Raw genomic sequence first — 22,721 nt, 5'->3', positions numbered from 1 at the left:
ACAATCAAATACGATGAGTTTGAAACAAACGTTTTATAAAGTACGAAGTTCTAAAATAGTTCAGGGCATTCTAATAGCCAACATTTTTGCATTTCTAATTATTGGTATGCAATCTTCATTGCTGCCCAAGGATGTGTGTGTACTTGTCTTTTCTGAGTTTGTGATTATTCCACTGTTGATGGGTATTATTATGGCTTGGTGTTGGAAAGATACCAACATGAGAGGAACACAAATAACGGCATGCTCTATCTTGGGTAGTCTCATGGCTATCTTACTGAGCTTTATATTCTTAGGTGAAGGCATTATTTGCCTCTTAATTGTTTCCCCTCTTATTTTTGGTTTTGTTATCGCAGGCGCCTTTATTGGAAGGTCAATGTTTAAAAAGAGTAATCAAAAATTGAATATAAGCATTGTTAGCCTGTTACTTGGAATTTTTATTGTTGACTCCCTGAGTGATCATCATCACGAAAATATGGTCTCCGATGAGATCTTGATTCATGCGAGTCCAGCACAAGTATGGGAGCACGTGGTCGCCTTCGATCCGATATCTCAGAAGGAAAGCTATTGGCTCTTTAATATAGGAATGCTGAGCCCAATGGCCACAACGGTAAGTGAGCATAAACTGGGCGCAAACCGAAAATGCATTTTCAGCAACGGATATATTTTCGATGAGAAGATTGTAAAATTTGACGTCAATGAAAACTTAGTTTTTGATATCATTGATCAACCCAAAGACCCTGAAATTATGGGACATATAGATATCAAAAGAGGTCAATTTATGTTGAAAGACAATGGAAATGGTACCACCACCCTTATCGGGAACAGTTGGTATAATCTCCATGTCTTCCCTACTTGGTATTATGACCTTTGGGCAGAAAGTATCACTAGGAATGTCCATTTCCGAGTAATGGAGCATATTAAACTATTAAGCGAGCGATAACCTATGTTTTCTTTTGTGGTAAGAAAACTTGGCTTTTTAAAGGATATCCCTTTATTAGCCATCCTATTTGATAGTCTTATGAGACTTTGGATGTTCATTGCGAAGCCCGAACTGCTACATTGGATCGATGACCTGGAAGAAAATGTCGAAGGTATGCCCGGGACGACGGTTGGGATACATAAATATGGCGGGACTGCGTTCAATTATTCGGGAAAGGAATTCGCACATGTACATAGCAATGGTTTAGTGGATATTTTATTAAATAAAGAGCTAAAAAAATCATTAATGATAGACGGAAAAATCAAGGACCATCATCTATTTAAAAATTCAGGATGGATCAGTTTTTACCTTCACAATAAGCAAGATGTTGCCTATGCCTGTTACCTCTTGCAAAAGGCTTACGACCGTGCTAGAGAAAAACAGAATTCTGTATTCTGTTAGACAGGCTTTGATCTTCATGAATTGTTCAGTCACTGCAATAATTAGCGAGCCTAGTCCGACAGCAACTGATTTTTCTCTCAACATGGTCATTCTGAAAACGCTTTGACCATATGCAGGAACTTTCCATAATTTGGAAAGTCTATATCTTTTATAATTAATATCTTTGCCGTATGAATATTGAACAGATCAAACAACCTTTCCTCAAAAAATTCCCTGGAGATTTTTCCAATAATCCTACACAGCGAGGCACGCCAAAAGTGTTATTTGCTACGATCGAACCTGCTGGGTTTGAACAGCCTCAACTGATTGCTTTCAACGAGGCTCTTTCTGAGGAAATAGGGCTGGGTAAATTTGAAGAAAAGGATCTTAACTTTTTGGTAGGATCTCACCTACCCGACAATATTCAGACCTACGCTACAGCTTATGCGGGACATCAATTTGGTAACTGGGCCGGACAACTGGGCGATGGTAGGGCTATTCTTGCAGGAGAAATTACCAATGCCGCGGGTAAGAAGACCGAAATTCAATGGAAAGGAGCTGGTGCAACGCCCTATTCAAGACGTGCGGACGGAAGAGCCGTATTGCGGTCTTCTGTACGTGAATACCTGATGAGTGAAGCCATGTATCACTTGGGCATACCTACTACCAGAGCCTTAAGCCTGGCCTTTACGGGAGAAGATGTTCTTCGGGATATCATGTACAACGGCAACCCACAATACGAAAAAGGAGCCGTGGTAATCAGAACCGCCGAAAGCTTCCTTCGCTTTGGACATTTTGAACTGATGTTTGCTCAGGGGGAGCACAGCTTATTACAGGATCTGCTTGATTTTACGATTGAAAATTACTTCCCTGAAATTGTTTCATCCGATCAGCAGAAATATAAAGATTTTTTTGAAAATGTATGTAACCGCACGGCAGACTTAATGGTAGAGTGGTTTAGAGTAGGTTTTGTGCATGGGGTAATGAACACAGACAATATGTCGATCTTAGGCCTAACGATCGATTATGGTCCCTATTCAATGATGGATGAATATAATTTAAATTTCACGCCCAATACGACGGATCTACCAGGAAGGAGATATGCATTTGGAAAGCAGGCACAGATTGCAAACTGGAATTTATGGAAACTTGCGAATGCCCTCCAACCTATCATCAACGATGAAAAATTCCTTGAAAACACCCTAAATAATTTTGGCGTTTATTTTTGGGAAGCTCATGACAAAATGCTTTGCAAAAAATTCGGATTTGATGGGCTAAAAAAGGAAGATGAGGTGTTTTTTAACAACTGGCAAGGTTTAATGCAAGAACTCGCATTGGATCATACCTTATTCTTCAATAAATTGGAAAAAATAACTCCAGAAACTGATTTACATGAACATTTTAGCCCAGTAGCTTACGCTGTGTTAAATGAAGAAAAGCTTAGCCGACTTAAAGACTTCATGGAACATTATCAATCCCGCTTGCATTCAAATTCAATTTCAAAAGCTGAGTCCCTGGATTTAATGAAAAAAACAAACCCCAAATTTATACTGCGGAACTATCTGCTTTACCAATGCATTGAAGAAATTAATGCTGGAAAAACAGCAATGTTAATGAAACTAACGCAAGCATTAGAAAATCCATACCAAGAATTATTTCCGGAATTTTCCGTCAAACGTCCTTCTAGCTATGACAACACCGCAGGATGTTCTACACTCTCATGCAGTTCATAGTACGAGATCCCCCTCTCGTTACGCATTCAGGGGGGGAATTAAAGTTTAGGATTTGTAGATTTTCTAAAAATAATAATACTTAGTAGCCAGCCAACAAGTAAGCCTACTAAGAGATAAGACTCTAGATGCATATCTTGAAACCGAACGCTGGGTATATCACCATCCGAAGTAAACTCGGCCCTTCTTAACAGGTCTCGTATCTGAGCAACTTTAAATTTTAAATAAACCAAGCGCACCCAACACAATATAAGTCCCGAAGTACTGATAATTAGAAGGGAAAGCCGTTGATTTCTTAACGAAGATACTTTACAATAATTTTTGACTGACAGATACAGAAAAGGGAGAATTCCAAAAGAGAAAATAAAAATCAGTGTTGGTAAAACCTGGCCAGGTAGACGCCAGCTATCCTTAAACAAGGGGCTTTCACCTATAATTTCGGTTGTAAAAAACATTAAAAACCGATCTCTAATAAAAAAGGCAATTAGACACAATACGGTTGACAATCCAATAGCAATTTTGTATTCTTTCATCTTTTTCATTTCAATGAGCTAGGAGTAGGTAAAGCCGGAAACATAGGTTATCGACTTAAACCATTTTGGATATTGCTTTTACATTGTTCGATTTGCTTTTTCATTACTTTAAGTTCCCTTATCTTAGCATCTATCTGTTCCAATTTAAGATCGAGCACTTCCATTTTACTTGTCTGAGTTAGCTCTTTTTGATACCATGCATCAATAACCTGCTTAATTTCAGCTAACGTAAAACCTACAGCTTTTGCCATCTTTATGAACCTCAGTTTTTCGGTTACTTCATCATCGTAATAAACGTAGTTATTGGAAGTTATATCCTTTTTTGTCTTGCCAGAAATGAGTCCACTCTTTTCATAAAAACGTATAGTTCCGATAGGAATGTTCGCTTCCCTCGCTAGTTGACTAATTAATTTCACTTGATAATCAATAGTTTAAAAAAATATCACAAGTATAAAGTATACTTCATACTTGTTGGTTGTAAAAATACAGTTTAAATTTGTCTATAGAAAATCAATGGTCGCTATAAATATCTTTTTATCATGAAAACAGCATATTCCGACAAAGAACTTATTAAACTTGTACCCGGCTTCACAAGCAATTTTATCGTAATAAATGACATTTCAATCCATTATGTTCACGGAGGCAAAGGAGACCCCATAATTCTTATTCCGGGTTATCCAGAAACATGGTGGGCGTATCATCATGTAATGCCTATATTAGCAGAAAGCAACCAAGTATTTGTAGTTGAAATTAGAGGAATGGGTAGCTCGGATAAACCGGAAAATGGTTACGACAAAAAGAACATCGCCAAGGATATCTACAAATTAGTAAAGCATTTAGGCTTGGACAACGTTTTTATTGCAGGTCACGATATCGGTGCACATGTTGCTTTTAGTTTTGCTTGTAATTATCCTCAAGCAACTAGCAAATTGATACTGCTGGATACACCACATCCAGACCCAAGCATGTATCAGCTTCCTATGTTACCTGTTTTGGGGGGAACTTATCTATATCCATGGTGGCTAGCTTTTAATCAAGTAAAAGAATTACCAGAAAGGTTACTTGAGGGACGCATGTCAATCGTCATCTCTTGGTTATTTGACAACCTGCTGATTAATAAAGATAGCATAAGCCAATTTGATAAATCTGTTTATAGTGAAGCTTATGATAATAAAGATGCTATTCGTTGTTCCAATGCATGGTATCAAGCCTTTCCACAGGATATTAAAGATTACGCGAGCTACAGTAAATTAGAAATGCCAGTCCTGGCGATTGGTGCAAGTGGCTATGACCTACTGCTTCATTCATTACCGGAAATCACCCGTAATCTAACACTTAAAAAAATTGAAAACTGTGGCCATTTTATTCTTGCGGAAAAACCTATTGAAACCGCCGAATTGATCAAAGCGTTTTTATTGACAATCTAATTTCGGATGAAATCAACTTGTAATAAAAAGCAACGGTTGCAGGCCTATCCTGAAAGAATTTTTCATCTTCGACGATATGTTCTGTCCTGGTTTCAAGATAAAAACTTAAAAGCTGTAATCTACCCCAAAACTGATATAACCCGGCAAAAGTTTATATTCGGTACTGGTATTATAAAGGTCTGTCAATTCAGCATTTCTGAAAAAGCGAGTATTAAAAATATTTTTTGCTGTCATGGTAAATCTTGTCCTATGTTGCCGCAATTCATAAGATAGGGAGAAATCCGAAAAATAATAGGTCTTGGAATCCTGCCCAAGGAAACTGCCAAAGCGATAGGATTCATTCTTTAGATTACACTGTATATTTTTTCCCATATTCAAAAATACATTCAGAAATCCGCGGCTATTATTGAGTGTAGTTTTGCTATCTGAGCGATAAGTAACCGACTGCAGGGCATAACCTGTGTAAATATTCAACCTGGATTTCCATGCACTTCTAAACGATAGTCCATAATCATATGTCTCTGTATGAATTTGACGATTGCCCACGCCCACCACCAATGTTTCGTAATCTGCCGTGTTTGCACCTAAGTCCAGACGGAAATTTCCACCTACAACTTTCAGGTAATAATTGAGATCTGCCTTGTAATTGCTGCTCTTTTTGTTTTTAAGCAATACTTGTTGCACAAGGCTAAAATTGGGGTCTAAACTGCTTTCTGTACCCACATAATCAAACAAAATCTGATGTCCGGCCGAAAGGTTCGCAAAAAAACGATCTGTCATACTGCCATAGGTGTACATCAGCGTGCCACCAGAACTACTTAAGGTCGCTAGATTATCCGTTCCTCGAATAAAGTTTCGAACCCCTGTCGTATAATAATGGGGAATTAGCTCGGTGAGTGAGGTATTCTGTTGTTGAAAATAGAGATCTGTTTCCAGTCGCCCTTTTGGATGGATAACCCATTTCCCCGATAGTCCTGGAGAAAGCAACAGGTTATTTTTATGTTTGGGTTTCCCAAAATCTGTCAACCTGTTCTGTACAAGACCTGCCTGCAAGCGAGGTGTCAATTCCCATTTATTTCGTTTAAAGGTATACTTGGAAATAAGGTTCGTCTGAAACACGTTTAAGTCCATCGCATTGGAAAATCCCGAAGGAGATACTGCTGTCCCAACCAACTCGTCTGGATTTGATAACAACTTCAATTCGGTGTTGAGCTGTTGCTGCTGGTAGGCCATATTGAAGGCCAACTCAAAAAAATCACCATTTTTCTTTCGGCTTACATAGTGTGTAGTAGCGCCCATATACTGCAGATTATTTTCGATATGTTGTTTTACCGCATGGATATCTTTACCTCCAAATAAGTCTTCATAATAGTATTGATTGATACTGTAGTCCAATGGCGACTGCTGCTTTATCCAACGTAGTGAGCTGACCAGTACATCCCGCTCCGAAAATTTGTAGCTATAACTCAGACTATGGTTGGTCAAATATCCTTTACTTTTGGTCAGTTCCTCACTTTGAACACCACTAAACAGTAATGCACCCAAATCATTTTTTCTCAGAGAACCTAGTGTACCTGAATAGCTCAACAGTGTACGCTTATTGGGCTCCAACTGCAGTTCCAGTTTCGTGAAGTAGTTATCGATGTTTCTGGTAAACTGATAATCTTCGGTATTGGTAAATTGAATATCCTCCAAATGATAGTTCTGCACGGTATTTCGATAAAATGATTTTTTAGTAGGATTTGCAAAACCCAGCCATTTGATCTTTAACTGTGGGGTCGGATTTAAAATGGTATTCAAGGACAACAGCTTATCGTTATTGAAATTCGTTCTTTTATAATCAAAACTAGGCAAATTTGGCGTATTATCTATCAAAGTAGGTGTTGTTATTCCGACACCAATCTGACCTGGTTCATCAGGAGAACCAGACTGGATCAGGTGGTTAATACTGCTTACGGCATCGACTCCATTATTGTTAGCAGCACCTAATAGGTAATATTTGTTCTTTTTTCCAAAATTCATCAAGTTCGCATTGGCCTGATAATATTTTGAACCTATGGGAACCACCTGCGCATCCACCGAGCCAAGCCACTGTGCCCTGCTTTCCTCCTTAAGTTGCAGATTTAGTGCAATTTTGTCCGAATTTTCGATACCTTTCAGCTGTTTATTATTAGAATACCGCTGCAATATCTGAATTTTTTCCAAGGGACGAACGGACATACTTTGTGTCAGCAGGCGATAGCCCTTTTCAAAAAAATCGTCCCCTTCCACCATCACTTTTTCTACTTCTTTATTGCCTATTTTGATACTCCCATCGGCCCCCACCTGAATGCCGGGAATCTTTCGAAGAAGATCCTCTACCGTACGCTCGTCACCCTGCAAAAAGGATTTCACAGCAAGCTCAATGGTATCTCTGCCCCGGCGGTAGGGGCCTTTGGAATGGACAATCACTTCCTGCAATTGCTCCACCCCTCCAGCTGACAACTGTACATCAATTAGCGTGTCGGCCTGCGTAGGCGTAATCGAAAGGGAAACTGGCTTAAAGCTAAGCGCCTTGAATAGCAACGTAAATGGTCCACTTTGGGCCGTTTGCACATGATATTTGCCTTGGCCGTCGCTAAACGTATAAGCCAACATTTTGTTATCGCCATCACGCCGTAAATCAATACGTACCCCTCCTAACGCTTTTCCCTCAGTACTAACGCTTCCATGGATAGCAACCTGTCCATGTACGACCATAAACAACAGACAAAAGCTGAATAAGGCCGCTATCCGCTTATTGATGTTCCCATTCATACACTTGCTCTACACTGCCTCTAACTTTTTGCTTATCAACGCTTACACCTTCCATCATTGGCATTTTGCTGTACATAATACGCATTTGTTCTTCATTGATTTGGTCGTCTTTCTTGACAAATTCTTCCAGGCTCAATTTGGGTAAAGACTGGATATATTTATCATTTACGGGAATATTTCCCGCATAGGGATAATTTACCTCCTTCAGGTACCAATAGTTCGGATTGGCACTTTCGTTATACAGCATCACAATAAGGCCCGGCAAGCCACCAAATTTCGATGGTCCCACAGGTACGGGAATATCATTGGTATAATAAGCGACCAAAGTAGTTCCACGATAAGAGGCCGTTGCTTTGTGGCATACATGTTTGCCTAACGTATCCACATCGGTGTAATCGGTATTCCAGACCAACGCCGGAAATTTGTCCGTCACCAAATAGTTAACACCTTGAATGGAACGGGTTTCTAGCTGTTGGTCAGCCTTATTTTGATGGATCACGACCCTGTTATACCTCTTGCCAGATCCGATTGTTATCGAAAATGAGGAAGCTACTTCATCATCGCCATCTTTGTTGAGCTCCTGCTTGCGTATTGGCATCGAATCACGAACTGCAATCTTCACTGTTCCATCATAATAAACATCTTCTTTAAAAGTAGCCATGGCTGATGGGATGTATTCATATATCGCATGAAGCCGCTGTGCAAAAGATAATCTGGAAAGGAATAGAAATAAAAAGAATATATAATATTTACGCATGATAATTTAGTTTAGAAAGACGGGGTCAAAGCCCCGCTTTTGTTTTTGTGTAAGAATGAATAAAAGTTTAGTTGTTTGCAACCCAGTCATGCATTGCTGCAAAGAAATTAGCACAGCCGCCAGCTGAAGAAGCATAATCTGTGTATACAGCGCTGCCTAATAAAACACCATCACAGCTATAAATACTTACTTTAAAATTACAGCGTACGAATGCCGCATTCGTTTCCGTATTTGCCTCGGTAACCCTAACCGTATTGTTGGCCAGGCGCTGGGAAGTTGTTTTCACAGATGCATTTCCGTTGACTGTTGTTGCGGCTGTCTTGGCCGAAGCAACAGATGATAGCATCACCATTGCTACCAAACTCATCATTAATCTTTTCATTGTCTTTAAATTTACTTGTTAAACCATGGTATGTTTTGAAGACATACCCTTGTATATGGCAGTAAAAATAAAGACACATTTAATTATTTAAATGATGATTAAATATCTGTAAATGGTCACTTAGAATTCGTAGCTTATTAGTTACTATTCGCAATGGGCTTATCACTGAATAACTCGAATTATGGAGCAAATCGTTTTGAGGTAACGAAGTAAAAAGCTTTCCTAAATACCTGTTGAGGGAAGCTAAATAAAATTTTCTCGATAATAACCAATGCTTGGAGCATCTGTCGTTATAATATTCTCATTTTGGTCAAAAGCATATAGCGAGGAATTCCTGTCACTAAAATACTTGCCTTAAGGCAAGTATTTTAGGCCTTTTATGCTTTAGTTTTATAAGATATATGCTTTTTAATCATGCAGAATCTATTTATAGCTATTACAATAAGTTGTTTTGTATTATTTTGGTTCGCTGTACGCCACAAACTTTCTATGCGAGTTTATATCATTTGGTCGCTCTTCATATCATTTGCCGCTGTTGCAGGGCTCTTTATACAATTTCCCCCATCTTTCGCCTTAACGCTATTGGGTACAGTTATAACAATCGTCTGTTGTTCGATACTATTGGTTAATACAAAAATAAATATGTATTTGCTTTTGGCGATCCATATCTCGCGTATTCCTGTAGAATTTATTCTCTATGCTTTATTCAAAGCTAAAATGCTGCCGCGAGAAATGACTTTTATTGGCTGCAATTATGATATAGTTTTCGGAATTACTGCCTTAATATTTTTGATAACGGGCATATTCTTTCGTAAAATTTTCAATTTCCAGATTTTCAGATTATGGAACATATTCGGTATTTGCTCAGTTCTCATTGTTGTTCTTCTAGGAATACTGTCATCCCCAATTCCTATACAATTGATCGCTTACGATCAGCCAAATATTGCTATGTTACAATTTCCATATGCTTTATTGCCCAACCTGGTGGTACCCTTGGTAATCTTATCCCATATCCTGCTTTTGAGGAATTCAGTTACATCAACATTTAGATAATACGTCTATGGAAGAGCTTCTTTGGATTTCTATCCCTAAAGACCGCCATCTTTAGGAAGATCAGGCAATTGCGCACTATTATGTCCATCAATCTTCTGTGCCGCTGCAATTGAAACAACCAAATCATTCAGCATAGAGCTTGCTGCTGTCGGCGAGTTAGGAAGCAAAACCAAATTACTTCTGCTATTGGCGCCGATAGCATTCAGCGTATCATAATGTTGCGTAACCACGATTAACGCAGAGGCTTCCTGTGCATTGATATTGGCAGCATTCAGCATTTTTACAGATTCTTCCAGTCCCTTCGCAATCTCTCTTCGCTGATCTGCGATACCCTGTCCCTGTAGTTTTTTAGATTCTGCCTCAGCTTTTGCTACAGCAACAATTCGTATTCTTTGAGCCTCAGACTCATATTCTGCGGCTGTTTTTTCGCGTTCAGCAGCGTTGATTCTGTTCATGGCATGTTTGACCTGTTCATCAGGATCAATATCTGTCACTAATGCTTTAATAATATCGTAACCGTAGCTTTGCATCGCATCCTGCAATTCACTTTTTACGGCAATGGCAATATCATCTTTTCTTACGAAAACGTCATCTAATTTTGTTTTTGGAACTTCAGCACGCACAACATCAAAAACATACGATGTGATCTGATTTTCGGGATTCTCCAAACGATAATAAGCATCTTTTACGTTGTCTCTGATTACCTGATACTGGACAGAAACTTTCATCTTGATGAAAACATTATCCAGTGTTTTGGTATCAATTATGACATCCAATTGCTTTATTCTAAGATTCAGACGTTTAGATATTTGATCCAAAAACGGAATTTTTAAATGCAAACCAGCATGACTTACTTTTAAAAATTTACCCAGCCTTTCTATCACAGCAGCAGATTCTTGTTTTACCGTATAAAATGAAGCAAATAATGTAATAAGTCCAAAAAAGACTAGAATTCCTAAATATAGCATAACCTTAAATTTAATATTGGTGATATACAAACTTACATCTTTACATTGTCATTCTTATATCAATTCTCTTATTTTTCGGTAAATATCAATCGCTAAGTTATCATCCCCAAATATCACCATGGTTCATCTGATCGTACTAGGCATAATCAACGCTTTACCTCTGCAATCCTGGCATAAAGCTACCTCCGCTGATACTCCCATTTATAAAACGAAAGCAACTGCTATAACAAATACGTGAGAGTATTAAGACGATATAACTCCACAAAGGATCTTTCATCAATTCGGGCTCCGCATATGCATAACACCTTGATAGATGGACAGCACTCCACCCAAATAAAATATGAAAATAGAAACCACAAAAGACCAAAAACGGAGGAGTTATTATTTGGGCCAATCAAGCTGGACTTGATCTCTTGGGTTATCGTAAGGAAGAATAAATTGATTTCCCCTTCACCAGCGTTTCAAGCCAAATAGGATATAAAACTATATAGAAGAAGAACTTATGCATATTATTAATGAAAATCATGCTGATTTTATTTAACTTAGTGTCTAGATAATATGAAACCTAGATTAAACCTAATTGAAATCAATAGCGATTGTATATTACCATGGATGAAACGTCAGCCAAACTTCCTCTGGATAATGCTGTCTATTTTACTATTAACACTCAACCAATTCGCTCAAGGAGCAATTTCAAAAAATAAAAATAAACTGCTTCATACTGTTAAGGTTGTTTATTTTTATCCTGCTGACAAAAAGCTATCTTCCGATTGGAAAAATCGTCTCGACCGAACACTGAAAGATATCTCCTCCTATTACAAAACTGAGCTTGGAAATTCGGGATTTAAGAGTCATGGTATCTCTTTTGAGACAGACGATTCGGGTTATCGGTACCACTTGGTTCAAGGGGCGAAATCCTCAAATGATTATACAATAAATTCAGGGCGTGAAATAGAAAATGAAATCTTCGAAAAACTGGCACCTGCTATCAATCCAAACACCGAACATATCCTTGTTATTAATGCTTTAAGCCATAAAGATGAAAATGGTACCTACATCTTTCATTCGCCATACTATGGCAGGGGCTCTGCTTCCTCGGGCTTGTGCATGGTTGCAGACTGCGACCTCCTAGATCCGGCACTACTCACGGATGCAAGCACCAAAATAACTTTTACTGAGATGTTTGCCACAAATAAAGCATGTACTGTAGGAGAGTTCAACAGTTGGTACCTTGGTGGGATCGCACATGAAATGGGCCACCTTTTTGGATTACCACACGATCATGGTTTTCCAAATGAGTTCAATTCAAAAACGATCTCCTTAATGGGAGAATATGGCAGCAGGCACTACAAAGACGAAAAATGGGGTGGTTTAAAATCAGCTAAATTTTCCAAAGCCTCAGTATTTCAACTAAGTAGTCATCCCATATTTACACAGCGACCAAAACCTATCCAACAAAAAAACGAATTCCTATTACAATCATTTAAGCTATTTCAAGCTGAAAATACGACAAAATTAAAGCTCCAGTACCGTGCAGGTACAGTACCATATGGCGTTGTAGCGTTGATCCACCCTTATAATACCTCCGAGTATTTGAGCAACAGCTTTACCGCTGTAGTCAACCAGAGCAATTCTGTAGAAATTGATATTGCTCCTTTTGAAGGCAATATACCGTATGAAATTAGAATGCTGTTTTTATTTCACAACGGATCAGTTAAAGAATACCGAAAAATGGTTAGCCATAGTAACGAAGGAGATTTCCTAACCATTAATAATTTTGGTCAGGCTACCGTCAATGACCTGATTAGAGTAGTAGAAAATGACAGCCTGGATAATCAAAAACAGGCCAAGTTGAGTGTCTTAAATCAATTGTTGCAGGACGACCAACCCATCAACCTTAAAACCATAAAAAAGGATAGTATCTTTCTTTCTGACGCAGCATGGGAAGAAGCTTACGTAGGTTGGGAAAACCCAGCGAGAAATTATTACACAGCAGAATCTAACGCTTTATTTTTTCTAGAAAACAGCGCTAAGGTATATCGCAAAGGATTATATGCCCATGCACCATCCCTATATAAGTACAAGCTTGCAAAAAAGTGGCGGCAATTAAAAATCATCGCAGCTTTACGTGACGGCGCTCAAAAACCAGAGGGCATTCAATTTATCATCCGTGGTAATGGGAAAATCCTTTCTTCCCATAATGTCAAGCCCAATGAACAGCATCTTTTTGATCTAGATATAACAGGTGTCGATGATCTTGAACTCCTTACGCAAGATCAAAGCGGCAACAACTTTAATGCCTGGTCAATGTGGTGCAACCCATATCTTATAAAATAAAAAAACGACGCCCCCTATTCATCCAGTTCGTAAAGGTATTTCCAGAAGCTTACATATTCCAGAGCTGGCCTGGCAATTTGATCTCACTTCTATTTTCTTTGCGGTTCAGCAGCTCATCAAAATTTTTTGACATCACAAAAAACCGAACCTTGGCTCGGTCAATCAGGGCAAGGTAATGTGTAAATACCTTTTGTATTTCTGCTTCCGTCAGCTCAGTGCTCAGCGCCACACTGTTGTCCACCTCCCGATCAAAAAGGACATCTGGCATCCCCTTGCTGACCAGTGTAACGACCTTATTTGCTGCGTGCCACGTTAAAGCAATATTGGTATGGATACCTGAAAAATTGCCGTCATCATATTTTTTTTGCAGACCATACGTATACATTGCTAACTATTTGTCAGCCTGATGAGCCAAACAAGTATCATTTTAGGTTTCCTGAATGGATTTTTAAAATAAAGTCAGCTACTTAGGCCTCACGAAAATTAACATAAGTAGACTTTTTATCGGCCCTATCAGGTGAGTTTGAAAATCATTTGCTTAACTACTCTTCGTTAGCGATAAAATGGTGATTTTCCCTATATTTAATCAACGTTAGACGACGGACATAATCGTTGACAATTTGATTCATAGATGATGATGGGTAAGGTTATTGATGTTGCCAGTTATGGCATGGTATTGCTTTCAGATTTGGATTGGCTAATCTTGGAGAACACATACGATGTAACCTAGGAGAAAAAGAACTGGGAAATAGGGATAAACAAAACTGTGCTTAGAGAAGGATTGAATACCTCTACTGATACGAGTACCATACGAATGATAAATAAGTCAATTTTTTGTATAAAGGATGAGTAAACTGCCTAAATCTTATTATAACAATACCGATACTTTATTCCTGGCAGAAGATCTGTTAGGAAAGGTACTCTATAAGCAAAAAGACGGCCTGCTAACAGGGGGTAGAATTGTCGAAACTGAAGCTTACTTTGGCGTTATGGATAAAGCATCTCATGCATTTAACGGAAAGAGAACCTCCAGGACTGAGCCGATGTATCGTGAAGGTGGTGTGGCCTATGTATATCTATGTTATGGGATTCACCATCTGTTGAATATTGTTACCTCTGGTGCAGCGGATCCTCAATGCGTTTTAATCAGGAGTATTGAACCGCTCGTTGGCATTGACGTGATGGCTTTACGGAGACACGTGTTGCCAGAAAAACCCTCATTTTCCAACGGACCGGGTTCTGCGGCCAAAGCTTTGGGAATTGACGCGTCATTTAATGATGCGCTATTGACCGACGACCGCATTTGGATTGAAGATCAGGGATTAAAATACAATCCCGCACAAATCGGAAAAGCAGCACGAATCGGTATCGCTTATGCTCAGGAACACGCGGCTCTACCCCTACGTTTTTTTGTAAAGGAAAGTAAATATGCCAGAAAGTGACCATTCATTCGTCAGCCCCCCGCAATTGAGTTTTAATTCATGTGAATAACTGAATTTCAATTACGTTCCATATTTTTTTAACTTTACTATACAGATGACATGCAAAACAATAAAACCAACAAACCAACATGATCAATCAAATAAAAAAATTTAAAGACAATGCACTTGCGTTGGAATTAATAGGAACATTTACAGAAACTGATGCGCTTTTGATAGAACAACTTTTCGAAGAAAAATTGAATGAAGGTTATGCGCATGTCAACATATTGATTAAGGTTAAAGACATGTTTGTGATGAAAGACATGAAATTAAAAGCATTTTTTGAAGGGGAATTATGGGGAATTAAACATTTCGGAAAAATCGGACGCTGTGCGGTTGTATCCCATTCTGATTTCATGAAGTCAATAGTCAATATTGAAAACAAGATGCTCCATTTATTTAACTCGGCTTTAGAAGAGCGATATTTTGATGAAAATCAGTTAGAGGAAGCATTAGAATTCATCGAGAACAGCAATAGAAAAATTTGATCTGCGAATTACGCACAAATCAGATGGCTTATCCTGAAAAATTAGTATAATTTAATGATAAAAAATTGTTTCTTTATTCTTTTACTTTTCGCATATTAGTCCCTGTTAAATTAACCAATTTTGAACAAGTAACAAATTATCACCATGGAAAGACCTTATGATGGTATTGCAAATATTGACCAAACGTCAAATAGATACCAAATTACCATCCCAGCAAAAAAACATATGCCTGTCATAGCGTTCCTTAGTTTGTGGCTGGTCGCTTGGTTTATTGGATTAAATTTTGTTGGAGGCTCGTTCGTAAAGGACTTTTTTAATAACGGAAATAGCGGATTAGAATTTGATCGGTTGTTTCAAGTAATCTGGTTGATTGGCTGGACTCTGGGGGGCTTATTTGTGATTAAAACATTATCGTGGTACTTAATTGGAAAAGAAATCATCGTGATAGATCGTGAGCAGATCAGCATCGCCAGAAAAAATGATATATTCTTCAGAAATAAGATATTTGATCTACGGGAAGTAAAGAATTTTCATATCGAAGAGGAGCCCTTTGAATTCGTTTTTTGGGGCCGCAGGAATGATTTGTCGTTGTTTAAAAATAGAGGGACTATTCGATTTGAATATGGTTTTAAAACAATAAAATTCGCGAATGATATGGATCAAGCTGAAGCGAATTACATCTTAGAAACATTAAGATCATCAGGATATCTGAACTCAGCTAATTTTGATTAATTTGATTAAGCAAATAGTCATACAGACGACAATGATGCAGTTTTATTGCTTAACTTTCGGAGTAGTATGCTGTTTTTCGATTATTTTTCTGAACAGGACAAATTCTAAGACGGTGCTGGCTAGATAAACAACAGAAAACAGGAGCAGCATTTTTAACGGGTCGAGAACCATATTATATTTATAAACTCCAACCAAAATATAAATAATCAGTAAGACCAGACAAACAGCAGGTATTCCCGAAAATGTCAGAAACGATAATACTTTATTTCGGCGAATTTTTTCGATGCGATTTAGAAAAAATAGTAAAGAACATAAAATCACTACGAAAAGATAAATTGTTGAAAAACCTAAATTGACAACAATGTCCAGTATAACTATAATCGTCTCCAGAAATCCTGTAGCAGCCGTATTCGTCTCTGCGATAACAAGTCGGTATAGGATAAATAGCGCGACACTTATCAGTACATTAACCAACCAAAATCTGAATATAATTTTCCCCATATTACCCGTATTTTTATAATTACTGTTGTCTATTCATCGATAACACTTTCAAGTACGCTTACAAAGATATCAAGTTATTTTCCGGGAGTGATGTACGAATATAAATTCTGTCTCCGCGAATAATAATTGTTCCGCTGTCCAATAAGCCTAACGGAGGATGAAACGATGCCAAATCCCGCTCGCCCAGAATTAATCAAAAATTAACCAACTGCTAAAATTAATCACTTGAAACTAGCCCGTTTTTGGAGAGTGTACGGATCAAGCACAGATCAAGCACGGATATAACACTGATCAGGCACAAGGGACTAGTGCTTTGAAAATGCTTTAAACGTACTTAGGAGGCACCTCCATGTTGGATAAAACGGCTATTTTTTTTCCTTCGGTAAGCATACATAATATTTAACTTAAAAGAAATATAATTTTAACATACCACTTATATTCGAGGTCAATCGAAGGAATTACACAAGTCTTCTACGGCAAATCGTATTTGCAACCAAAATTGGTATATTGCACTACAATATAGTGTAAATTTTAAATTATCCGGATCTATTGACTGAATACCCTAAAGCAATTAAATTCAAATATTCATGGCGCAAGTACCAACTTCGGGTACTTGAAGAATTACAAGAGCATCTTAAAGATGGTCATTTACATGTGGTGGCACCACCTGGTTCAGGTAAGACAGTTTTGGGGCTTGAAGTCGCTATACGCATCAATAAACCAACACTAATTCTCGCACCGACACGTGCAATCCGTAACCAATGGATACAACGGTTCAGTGAACTTTTTCTTCAAACGGACACCGTGCCGGACTGGATCTCCAGGGATATCCGGAATCCGAAATTTTTCACCGTAGTAACCTATCAGGCGCTGCATGCGGCCTGCAATGATCAGGATGCACCGGAGCTCGGGTCAAACCTTGAGCTTATCCTAAAGGGATTGAAATCGCAAAAAATCGGCACGATTGTCGTCGACGAAGCACACCATCTTAAAAATGAATGGTGGCATACATTAACCCATATAAAGAAAAAGCTGAAGCCGACGGTTGTTGGTCTAACAGCAACTCCACCTTACGATGTCACTCCAACAGAATGGCAGCGCTACATGGATCTCAATGGTCCCATAGATGCAGAAATTTCCGTCCCCGAACTTGTCATTGAGGGTGATCTATGTCCGCATCAGGATTACATCTATTTCACCAATCCTAGCCAAAAGGAAAGACAGTTTATTGCCGATTATAGGGATAGCATGCTTAAACTGTTTAAGGAAGTAAGCAGCGACAAAATCGTACTGCAGGCGGTCCAAAATCATCCGATATGGTTAAACCCGATGGATGATCTCGACTGGGTCTATAATAACCTAAAATATTACTCAGCATGCTTAATTTTTCTCCATGCCAACCAAATTCCAATTCCCGAGCTCCATATGGAGATCATCGGTGGCAAAGATTTTAAAATACCTCGCCTGGATTATGAATGGCTCGAAATTCTACTTGAATTTTATCTGTACCAGGAAAAGGTACATTTCAATGCGTTTGAAGAACACCGCAACATGCTAGAAAATAGATTACAAAGGCATGGTGCCACGGAAAGAAAACGGGTTAACTTTTCCCAAAATAGCCGTGTCCGACAATATTTGACATCCAGTATCAGTAAAATGGACGCTATTACAGCGATTGTGGATTTTGAATATGAAAGATTGGGTAGAAACCTACGGCTGGTAGTCCTTTCGGATTTTATCCGAAAAGAATTCTATGTAAGCACCGACCATAATACGCTTGAATTGAACAAAATAGGTGTTATCCCTATTTTCGAAAAATTGAGACGGGAAAATAAGAATAATAAGAAAATCGCTGTACTTACAGGATCCATGATCATTATTCCGGCTAGCACTTACGCTGCATTTCAAACCACTGCTGCTAAGTATGATATTTATGACAACGCTGCGAGCCCTGTTCCTTTTGATACAAATTACCTTTTAATAAACCAGACAGAGGGACTTAAACACGATATCGTTCACATCGTCACACAGCTATTCCAGACTGGAGAAATTGAAGTCCTACTGGGGACCAAGTCATTGTTAGGTGAAGGCTGGGACGCTCCGGCAATCAATGCCCTGATTTTAGCGAGCTTTGTCGGCTCATTTGTACTTTCCAATCAGATGCGGGGTCGGGCTATCAGAGCGCAACAGGGCAATAAGGACAAAACGGCAAATATCTGGCATTTGGTATGTGCCGACTCCACTTCCGCAACGGGCGGTGATGACCTTAAATTATTAAAGCGACGGTTCAAAAGTTTTGTCGGCGTCTCGCTGCGACAAGAACCTGAAATTGAAAATGGTATAGGCCGTTTTGATCTACCCGAAAACATAAACAACGTTGGGGAAATTTCACGGAAAAATGCGGAAATGTTGTTATTTGCTGCCGACCGAGAGAACCTCAGACAGCGGTGGAATGATGCGCTTAGCAAAGGAGTGAATCTCGTCGAGGAGATCAAGATACCTTTTGCGGAAGAACAAGATTATCAACGTGTAAAATCGTTGTATCTCAACAAAACAATTAGAAACTTACTCGCGACAGTGGGCGCTGCCTGGCTTAGTTTTGGACTTGACAATGTACAGGGATTTTTTAGAGCATTAAAAAATATGCAAAGCCTAAAAGATTTTTATATTTACATGGCCAGCTTGAGTGCAGTCGGAATGCTACTTTTTGGTAGAAATACAGTCAGGTCACTCAGACTATATTTGAAATATCGAGATATTTCCAAAGATCTCAACCAAGTGAGTTATGCACTCTTAAATGGCTTGCTAAAAGCTCATATCATACGGACTGATCGAAACGAAGTAAGAATAGAAACGCAAGTTGATCGCTCGGGTTCCGTTTACTGCCATTTAGAAGGAGGCACAACATACGACAAATCAATATTCATCAATGCACTACAGGAGATTATTGCGCCGATCTATAATCCGCGTTATGTGATTGTCAGGAAAAACAAATTTGCTTTTTTTGTCAAGCAGGAAGATTATCATGCTGTTCCGGAACTGTTGGCACGCAAAAAAGAGTTCGCCGAATATTTTAGCAATCAGTGGGAAGCACACGTTGGGAATTGTGATTTAATCTTTACCCGAACAATTACTGGCAGAAAATTGATCTTAAAAGCACGGGCGAAATCATTAGCGGCACAACTGGATGAAAACGTACTGCAGGTAAGTAAGTGGCGGTAAAGAAATAAGTTAAAAAAAAATCAACAACAGGCAGGAAATTTTGAATCGTAATATGCGAATTTTTATAAAAACGTTATGCTAAATAATACCTTTGATCTGCAAATAGAAGGTACACCTTCTGAATTTGGGGATCAGTCAATTCTCGAGAATTTTAGATTCCCAAATGGAAAAGCTTTTCCTAAATCATACAAATCCTTTGTAAAAAACTATGGATACGGGTTAGCATTAGGTGAATTTCATATTTATATTCCGATGGGCAACTATGGAGATTCATTAACTGTTAGATCCGATGAAATTAGAAGTACCTATATTGATGATGTTAAAAATGATGATATTTGGTTTGAAATAGGTCCTGACTGCTCGCTGCCAATCGTAAAGCGATTGTTTCCCTTCGCTTCCAGCGACAATGGCTACTATCTCTTTTGGGACTATGAAATTGATGTAGCAGGCGAACTGGATATTTATATAACAGATTTTAAGGGTACAGGATTTAGAAAAGCTGGCAAATCAATCGATGAACTCATTAGTAATTTGACTGGCGGTTCTATTAAAGAATTTCTCCCATTCTGCAGCCATCCACTACCGCGGACTTTCAAATGTTTAAAGAAAGTTGAATGAGCGCTATCTAACTAATCGAGCAACGCCACAATTGCAGGATCCTCGGGATCTATTTTTGGAGGAAAATGCTTCATAAGCCTGCCATTTTCATCGATTAGATATTTCTGAAAATTCCACAAGACAGCAGAACTTTCTACGCCGTTCAAGCTTTTGTTGGTCAACCACTGATAAATAGGCGCCTGCCGTTTTCCTTTAACATCAATTTTTGCTGCCATCGGAAAAGTTACGCCGTAATTCCGTTGACAAAAAGCAGCTATTTCGGCATCCTTACCAGGTTCTTGGTCTAAAAAATCATTTGAAGGAAAACCTATAATAACCAACTTATCACTGAATCTTTTATATAAGCGTTCAAGCCCCTCGTACTGAGGTGTAAACCCGCATTTAGAAGCGGTGTTTACAATGAGTATCTTTTTACCTTTAAATTGCGCGAAATCGATGGACGAGCCGTCCAACCCCTTAACTTTAAATCCATATAGCGTAGCTGATTTCAAAGCCATATCTACTTTAACGTTACCATTGGTGAATAAATAATAGGCCACACCTGCGGCGACTACCGCAACAATGAATAAAATTATAAAGAGCATTTTTTTTATTTTTTTTTGAAACATGACAATCGATATATGCACGAAACCATCCCAGAATCGTCTTTACTTAGGTCGATGAACACCCTTGGACTTGCGACCAAGGACGATACATAACAACCTTGCCGATCAACGTTGTACAAGGCAAAACGTATTCTGCAAAGTCTTATAAACGATGAGTTCAGCGTTTACAATGGATTAAAGTTACTAAAGAAAGTCTGAATTGGAAATGAAAAATGCTTTTCTGATCGGATAATAAACAGTATAAAAAACCGAATCTTCATGACAAAGATTCGGCTACACTATTAAACTATATAAACCAATTGTGTACGTTAAAGTTGACTTATTGAGGGGATGTTGGTCTATTTGGGCTTAGCCCTATCTGTCCCTTTAGCATCTTTCCACCATCCATTGTGATCCGGAGATAATAATCTGAAGAGCAAACAGTCCCATCTTCATCCATAGATTTAATCCCCAGCCCAACAGGAACATCATGTTGAGTTGCAGCTGTCTTCGCTATCTGATTGGATTCGTTGTACTCATCAAACATGGACACATAAATGCTCTTGACACCAAGCGCGGTCAAATTATAGAGTTGTCGCCACATAAAATCACCATGTTTTCGTTGCCCCTCCTGCAGTGACCCCGGCAATACACAGGGCTGATAGTCTATGTTATTTAAATTGCAAAACTGTAGATCAGCATTTTGGATATGCTGCGCATAATGGTCCACGTCTGCAATGGTTCCGATGCGGCCTACCATCCAAGGTGACAACATATCAAATGATTTGTAGACATCGATATAGCCTTGTCTCGAATCTCCTCCTGTTTGTGCCAACCTCCAGTGTGTTGGCGTACCGCCCATGACATAGCAGCCTTGATCGCGAAACCACTGAATAACCTCCAGACAAACGGCTGCTGACCAGGGATGGTTGTTGTCATTAAAACCGAATCCCCAAATACCGACCACAGGCTTGCCGTTCTGTTTGGCATAGGCAGTAGACTGGGTATATTGTTTCATCAGATTTAGCCAATCATTTTTTATCTCAGCCTGCATATTAACCCAGGCAGACACATCATACATGATATAGAATTTGATACCATGTTGCTCGGCGGCAGTTTTAACTTTAGCCGTAATCGCATTACGAATAGGACCTTCTATCCCTGTGGGATTAAATCGCTGCAATGCCGCCGTGTGGATACCGTAATCCTTCATCCATTTAAATTGGACATTGACTGTCTGATCGTCAAATGAAGAAAACAGAGATGCAGGCGAACCATTGCCCAATGCCGGTAAATTGGTATTGTATTTTTTTTTGTATTCGCTGTTGTCAGGCCAAGAAGTAATATGGAAATTACCCTGGCTCGGCGTCTGTTGCCAAGCCTCAGTCCAGTGCCACCAATGTGTTCCCATGGGTGAATTGTCACCCGCACAGGAAAACCAGCCCTGGTATCCCACGGTAATCTGCCCAACGACATCGCCTGTCGCGGAAAGCCCATTGTTGCCATTCGCTTTTTTGGCCTCCTCTTTCGGGATAGATTCTTCAATCTTCTTTTCGCTCTTTGAACAGGACATCATCAAAGCGATCAACAAGAAGATTATACATACTTTTTTCTGCTGTTTAATACTCATAATTAAGTGATTTTTTTATAAATGGTTGAAGACTGGTTTATACATATTGGTTTATTTCAATGCTAGTTCCCATACTGCCTCGCTGTTCCGGAAGGCTAAATTTTTACTGGGGTTATTCTTGA

20 protein-coding genes are annotated in these 22,721 nt (G+C 38.9%); 10 read left to right on the top strand and 10 right to left on the bottom strand.

Annotated elements, in window-relative coordinates; translation table 11 throughout:
• The first annotated feature begins 13 nt into the window (after window positions 1-13).
• From K2F45_RS10610 to K2F45_RS10600, 3 genes are all read left to right on the top strand, one after another.
• Window positions 14-940: an SRPBCC family protein gene (locus K2F45_RS10610; protein ID WP_248933518.1), complete on the top strand. Its 927-nt coding sequence runs from the start codon at window positions 14-16 to the stop codon at window positions 938-940.
• Between the two features lie 15 nt (window positions 941-955).
• A complete protein-coding gene (locus K2F45_RS10605; RefSeq protein ID WP_248933517.1) occupies window positions 956-1,381 on the top strand; it encodes a luciferase domain-containing protein in 426 nt (141 codons plus the stop codon).
• A gap of 170 nt (window positions 1,382-1,551) precedes the next feature.
• Window positions 1,552-3,093, top strand: a complete 1,542-nt coding sequence (locus K2F45_RS10600; protein ID WP_075992128.1) for a protein adenylyltransferase SelO — start codon at window positions 1,552-1,554, stop codon at window positions 3,091-3,093.
• Between the two features lie 38 nt (window positions 3,094-3,131).
• On the opposite strand, the gene K2F45_RS10595 is transcribed toward K2F45_RS10600, so the two are convergent.
• Both K2F45_RS10595 and K2F45_RS10590 read right to left on the bottom strand, forming a co-directional pair.
• Window positions 3,132-3,623 (bottom strand): hypothetical protein, encoded by a 492-nt coding sequence (locus K2F45_RS10595; protein WP_248933516.1) that lies wholly within the window; start codon window positions 3,621-3,623, stop codon window positions 3,132-3,134.
• Between the two features lie 47 nt (window positions 3,624-3,670).
• Entirely contained in the window at window positions 3,671-4,039 is a 369-nt protein-coding gene (locus tag K2F45_RS10590) for a MerR family DNA-binding protein (RefSeq protein ID WP_075992126.1), read from the bottom strand.
• A 123-nt stretch (window positions 4,040-4,162) separates the two neighbouring features.
• Here K2F45_RS10590 and K2F45_RS10585 point away from each other — a divergent pair, with 123 nt between their 5' ends.
• Window positions 4,163-5,050 carry an alpha/beta fold hydrolase gene (locus K2F45_RS10585; protein WP_248933515.1) on the top strand — a complete coding sequence of 296 codons (888 nt, stop codon included), beginning with the start codon at window positions 4,163-4,165 and terminating at the stop codon, window positions 5,048-5,050.
• 105 nt (window positions 5,051-5,155) lie between these two features.
• Here the strand turns inward: K2F45_RS10585 and K2F45_RS10580 are convergent, their stop codons facing one another.
• From K2F45_RS10580 to K2F45_RS10565, 4 genes are all read right to left on the bottom strand, one after another.
• A complete protein-coding gene (locus tag K2F45_RS10580; RefSeq protein ID WP_248933514.1) occupies window positions 5,156-7,846 on the bottom strand; it encodes a carboxypeptidase-like regulatory domain-containing protein in 2,691 nt (896 codons plus the stop codon).
• Window positions 7,827-8,603 (bottom strand): GLPGLI family protein, encoded by a 777-nt coding sequence (locus tag K2F45_RS10575; protein WP_088161169.1) that lies wholly within the window; start codon window positions 8,601-8,603, stop codon window positions 7,827-7,829. Before K2F45_RS10575 ends, K2F45_RS10580 begins: the two co-directional genes overlap by 20 nt.
• A gap of 67 nt (window positions 8,604-8,670) precedes the next feature.
• Window positions 8,671-8,985, bottom strand: coding sequence for a hypothetical protein (locus K2F45_RS10570; protein ID WP_145327383.1), 315 nt, complete (start codon window positions 8,983-8,985; stop codon window positions 8,671-8,673).
• 1,088 nt (window positions 8,986-10,073) lie between these two features.
• On the bottom strand, window positions 10,074-11,006 hold the full coding sequence (locus tag K2F45_RS10565) for an SPFH domain-containing protein (protein WP_075992121.1): 933 nt from the start codon (window positions 11,004-11,006) through the stop codon (window positions 10,074-10,076).
• 558 nt (window positions 11,007-11,564) lie between these two features.
• Here K2F45_RS10565 and K2F45_RS10560 point away from each other — a divergent pair.
• Window positions 11,565-13,343, top strand: coding sequence for an NPCBM/NEW2 domain-containing protein (locus tag K2F45_RS10560; protein WP_248933513.1), 1,779 nt, complete (start codon window positions 11,565-11,567; stop codon window positions 13,341-13,343).
• Between the two features lie 49 nt (window positions 13,344-13,392).
• Here the strand turns inward: K2F45_RS10560 and K2F45_RS10555 are convergent, their stop codons facing one another.
• A complete protein-coding gene (locus tag K2F45_RS10555) occupies window positions 13,393-13,728 on the bottom strand; it encodes a hypothetical protein (protein WP_145327384.1) in 336 nt (111 codons plus the stop codon).
• A 460-nt stretch (window positions 13,729-14,188) separates the two neighbouring features.
• Here K2F45_RS10555 and K2F45_RS10550 point away from each other — a divergent pair, with 460 nt between their 5' ends.
• The 3 genes from K2F45_RS10550 to K2F45_RS10540 all read left to right on the top strand — a co-directional run bounded on the left by K2F45_RS10550 (window position 14,189) and on the right by K2F45_RS10540 (window position 16,044).
• Window positions 14,189-14,785, top strand: a complete 597-nt coding sequence (locus tag K2F45_RS10550; RefSeq protein WP_248933512.1) for a DNA-3-methyladenine glycosylase — start codon at window positions 14,189-14,191, stop codon at window positions 14,783-14,785.
• A 128-nt stretch (window positions 14,786-14,913) separates the two neighbouring features.
• A complete protein-coding gene (locus K2F45_RS10545) occupies window positions 14,914-15,312 on the top strand; it encodes a SpoIIAA family protein (protein WP_248933511.1) in 399 nt (132 codons plus the stop codon).
• 144 nt (window positions 15,313-15,456) lie between these two features.
• Window positions 15,457-16,044 carry a hypothetical protein gene (locus tag K2F45_RS10540; protein ID WP_248933510.1) on the top strand — a complete coding sequence of 196 codons (588 nt, stop codon included), beginning with the start codon at window positions 15,457-15,459 and terminating at the stop codon, window positions 16,042-16,044.
• A gap of 42 nt (window positions 16,045-16,086) precedes the next feature.
• Here K2F45_RS10540 and K2F45_RS10535 read toward each other — a convergent pair whose 3' ends face one another.
• Window positions 16,087-16,545, bottom strand: coding sequence for a hypothetical protein (locus K2F45_RS10535; protein ID WP_248933509.1), 459 nt, complete (start codon window positions 16,543-16,545; stop codon window positions 16,087-16,089).
• A gap of 549 nt (window positions 16,546-17,094) precedes the next feature.
• Between K2F45_RS10535 and K2F45_RS10530 the strand changes: the two genes are divergently transcribed.
• On the top strand, window positions 17,095-19,767 hold the full coding sequence (locus K2F45_RS10530; RefSeq protein ID WP_248933508.1) for a DEAD/DEAH box helicase family protein: 2,673 nt from the start codon (window positions 17,095-17,097) through the stop codon (window positions 19,765-19,767).
• 75 nt (window positions 19,768-19,842) lie between these two features.
• Window positions 19,843-20,385 (top strand): SMI1/KNR4 family protein, encoded by a 543-nt coding sequence (locus K2F45_RS10525; protein ID WP_145327387.1) that lies wholly within the window; start codon window positions 19,843-19,845, stop codon window positions 20,383-20,385.
• Window positions 20,386-20,396: 11 nt separating this feature from the next.
• Here K2F45_RS10525 and K2F45_RS10520 read toward each other — a convergent pair whose 3' ends face one another.
• Window positions 20,397-20,969, bottom strand: a complete 573-nt coding sequence (locus K2F45_RS10520; RefSeq protein WP_145327388.1) for a glutathione peroxidase — start codon at window positions 20,967-20,969, stop codon at window positions 20,397-20,399.
• A 340-nt stretch (window positions 20,970-21,309) separates the two neighbouring features.
• Window positions 21,310-22,599: a glycoside hydrolase family 99 protein gene (locus K2F45_RS10515; RefSeq protein ID WP_075992113.1), complete on the bottom strand. Its 1,290-nt coding sequence runs from the start codon at window positions 22,597-22,599 to the stop codon at window positions 21,310-21,312.
• Window positions 22,600-22,721 lie beyond the last annotated feature (122 nt).

The sequence above is a fragment of the Sphingobacterium siyangense genome, assembly GCF_023277505.1.
Lineage (GTDB): Bacteria > Bacteroidota > Bacteroidia > Sphingobacteriales > Sphingobacteriaceae > Sphingobacterium > Sphingobacterium siyangense.
This window is presented reverse-complemented; position numbering and strand designations above follow the sequence as displayed.

Bases quoted from the DNA above. Each gene is read 5' to 3' on its own strand.
- K2F45_RS10565 (WP_075992121.1), bottom strand. From the start codon at position 11,006: ATGCTATATTTAGGAATTCTAGTCTTTTTTGGACTTATTACATTATTT.
- K2F45_RS10520 (WP_145327388.1), bottom strand. From the start codon at position 20,969: ATGCTCTTTATAATTTTATTCATTGTTGCGGTAGTCGCCGCAGGTGTG.
- K2F45_RS10595 (WP_248933516.1), bottom strand. From the start codon at position 3,623: ATGAAAGAATACAAAATTGCTATTGGATTGTCAACCGTATTGTGTCTA.
- K2F45_RS10545 (WP_248933511.1), top strand. From the start codon at position 14,914: ATGATCAATCAAATAAAAAAATTTAAAGACAATGCACTTGCGTTGGAA.
- K2F45_RS10610 (WP_248933518.1), top strand. From the start codon at position 14: ATGAGTTTGAAACAAACGTTTTATAAAGTACGAAGTTCTAAAATAGTT.
- K2F45_RS10585 (WP_248933515.1), top strand. From the start codon at position 4,163: ATGAAAACAGCATATTCCGACAAAGAACTTATTAAACTTGTACCCGGC.
- K2F45_RS10555 (WP_145327384.1), bottom strand. From the start codon at position 13,728: ATGTATACGTATGGTCTGCAAAAAAAATATGATGACGGCAATTTTTCA.
- K2F45_RS10580 (WP_248933514.1), bottom strand. From the start codon at position 7,846: ATGAATGGGAACATCAATAAGCGGATAGCGGCCTTATTCAGCTTTTGT.
- K2F45_RS10540 (WP_248933510.1), top strand. From the start codon at position 15,457: ATGGAAAGACCTTATGATGGTATTGCAAATATTGACCAAACGTCAAAT.
- K2F45_RS10515 (WP_075992113.1), bottom strand. From the start codon at position 22,599: ATGAGTATTAAACAGCAGAAAAAAGTATGTATAATCTTCTTGTTGATC.
- K2F45_RS10560 (WP_248933513.1), top strand. From the start codon at position 11,565: ATGAAACCTAGATTAAACCTAATTGAAATCAATAGCGATTGTATATTA.
- K2F45_RS10575 (WP_088161169.1), bottom strand. From the start codon at position 8,603: ATGCGTAAATATTATATATTCTTTTTATTTCTATTCCTTTCCAGATTA.
- K2F45_RS10550 (WP_248933512.1), top strand. From the start codon at position 14,189: ATGAGTAAACTGCCTAAATCTTATTATAACAATACCGATACTTTATTC.
- K2F45_RS10600 (WP_075992128.1), top strand. From the start codon at position 1,552: ATGAATATTGAACAGATCAAACAACCTTTCCTCAAAAAATTCCCTGGA.
- K2F45_RS10570 (WP_145327383.1), bottom strand. From the start codon at position 8,985: ATGAAAAGATTAATGATGAGTTTGGTAGCAATGGTGATGCTATCATCT.
- K2F45_RS10525 (WP_145327387.1), top strand. From the start codon at position 19,843: ATGCTAAATAATACCTTTGATCTGCAAATAGAAGGTACACCTTCTGAA.
- K2F45_RS10535 (WP_248933509.1), bottom strand. From the start codon at position 16,545: ATGGGGAAAATTATATTCAGATTTTGGTTGGTTAATGTACTGATAAGT.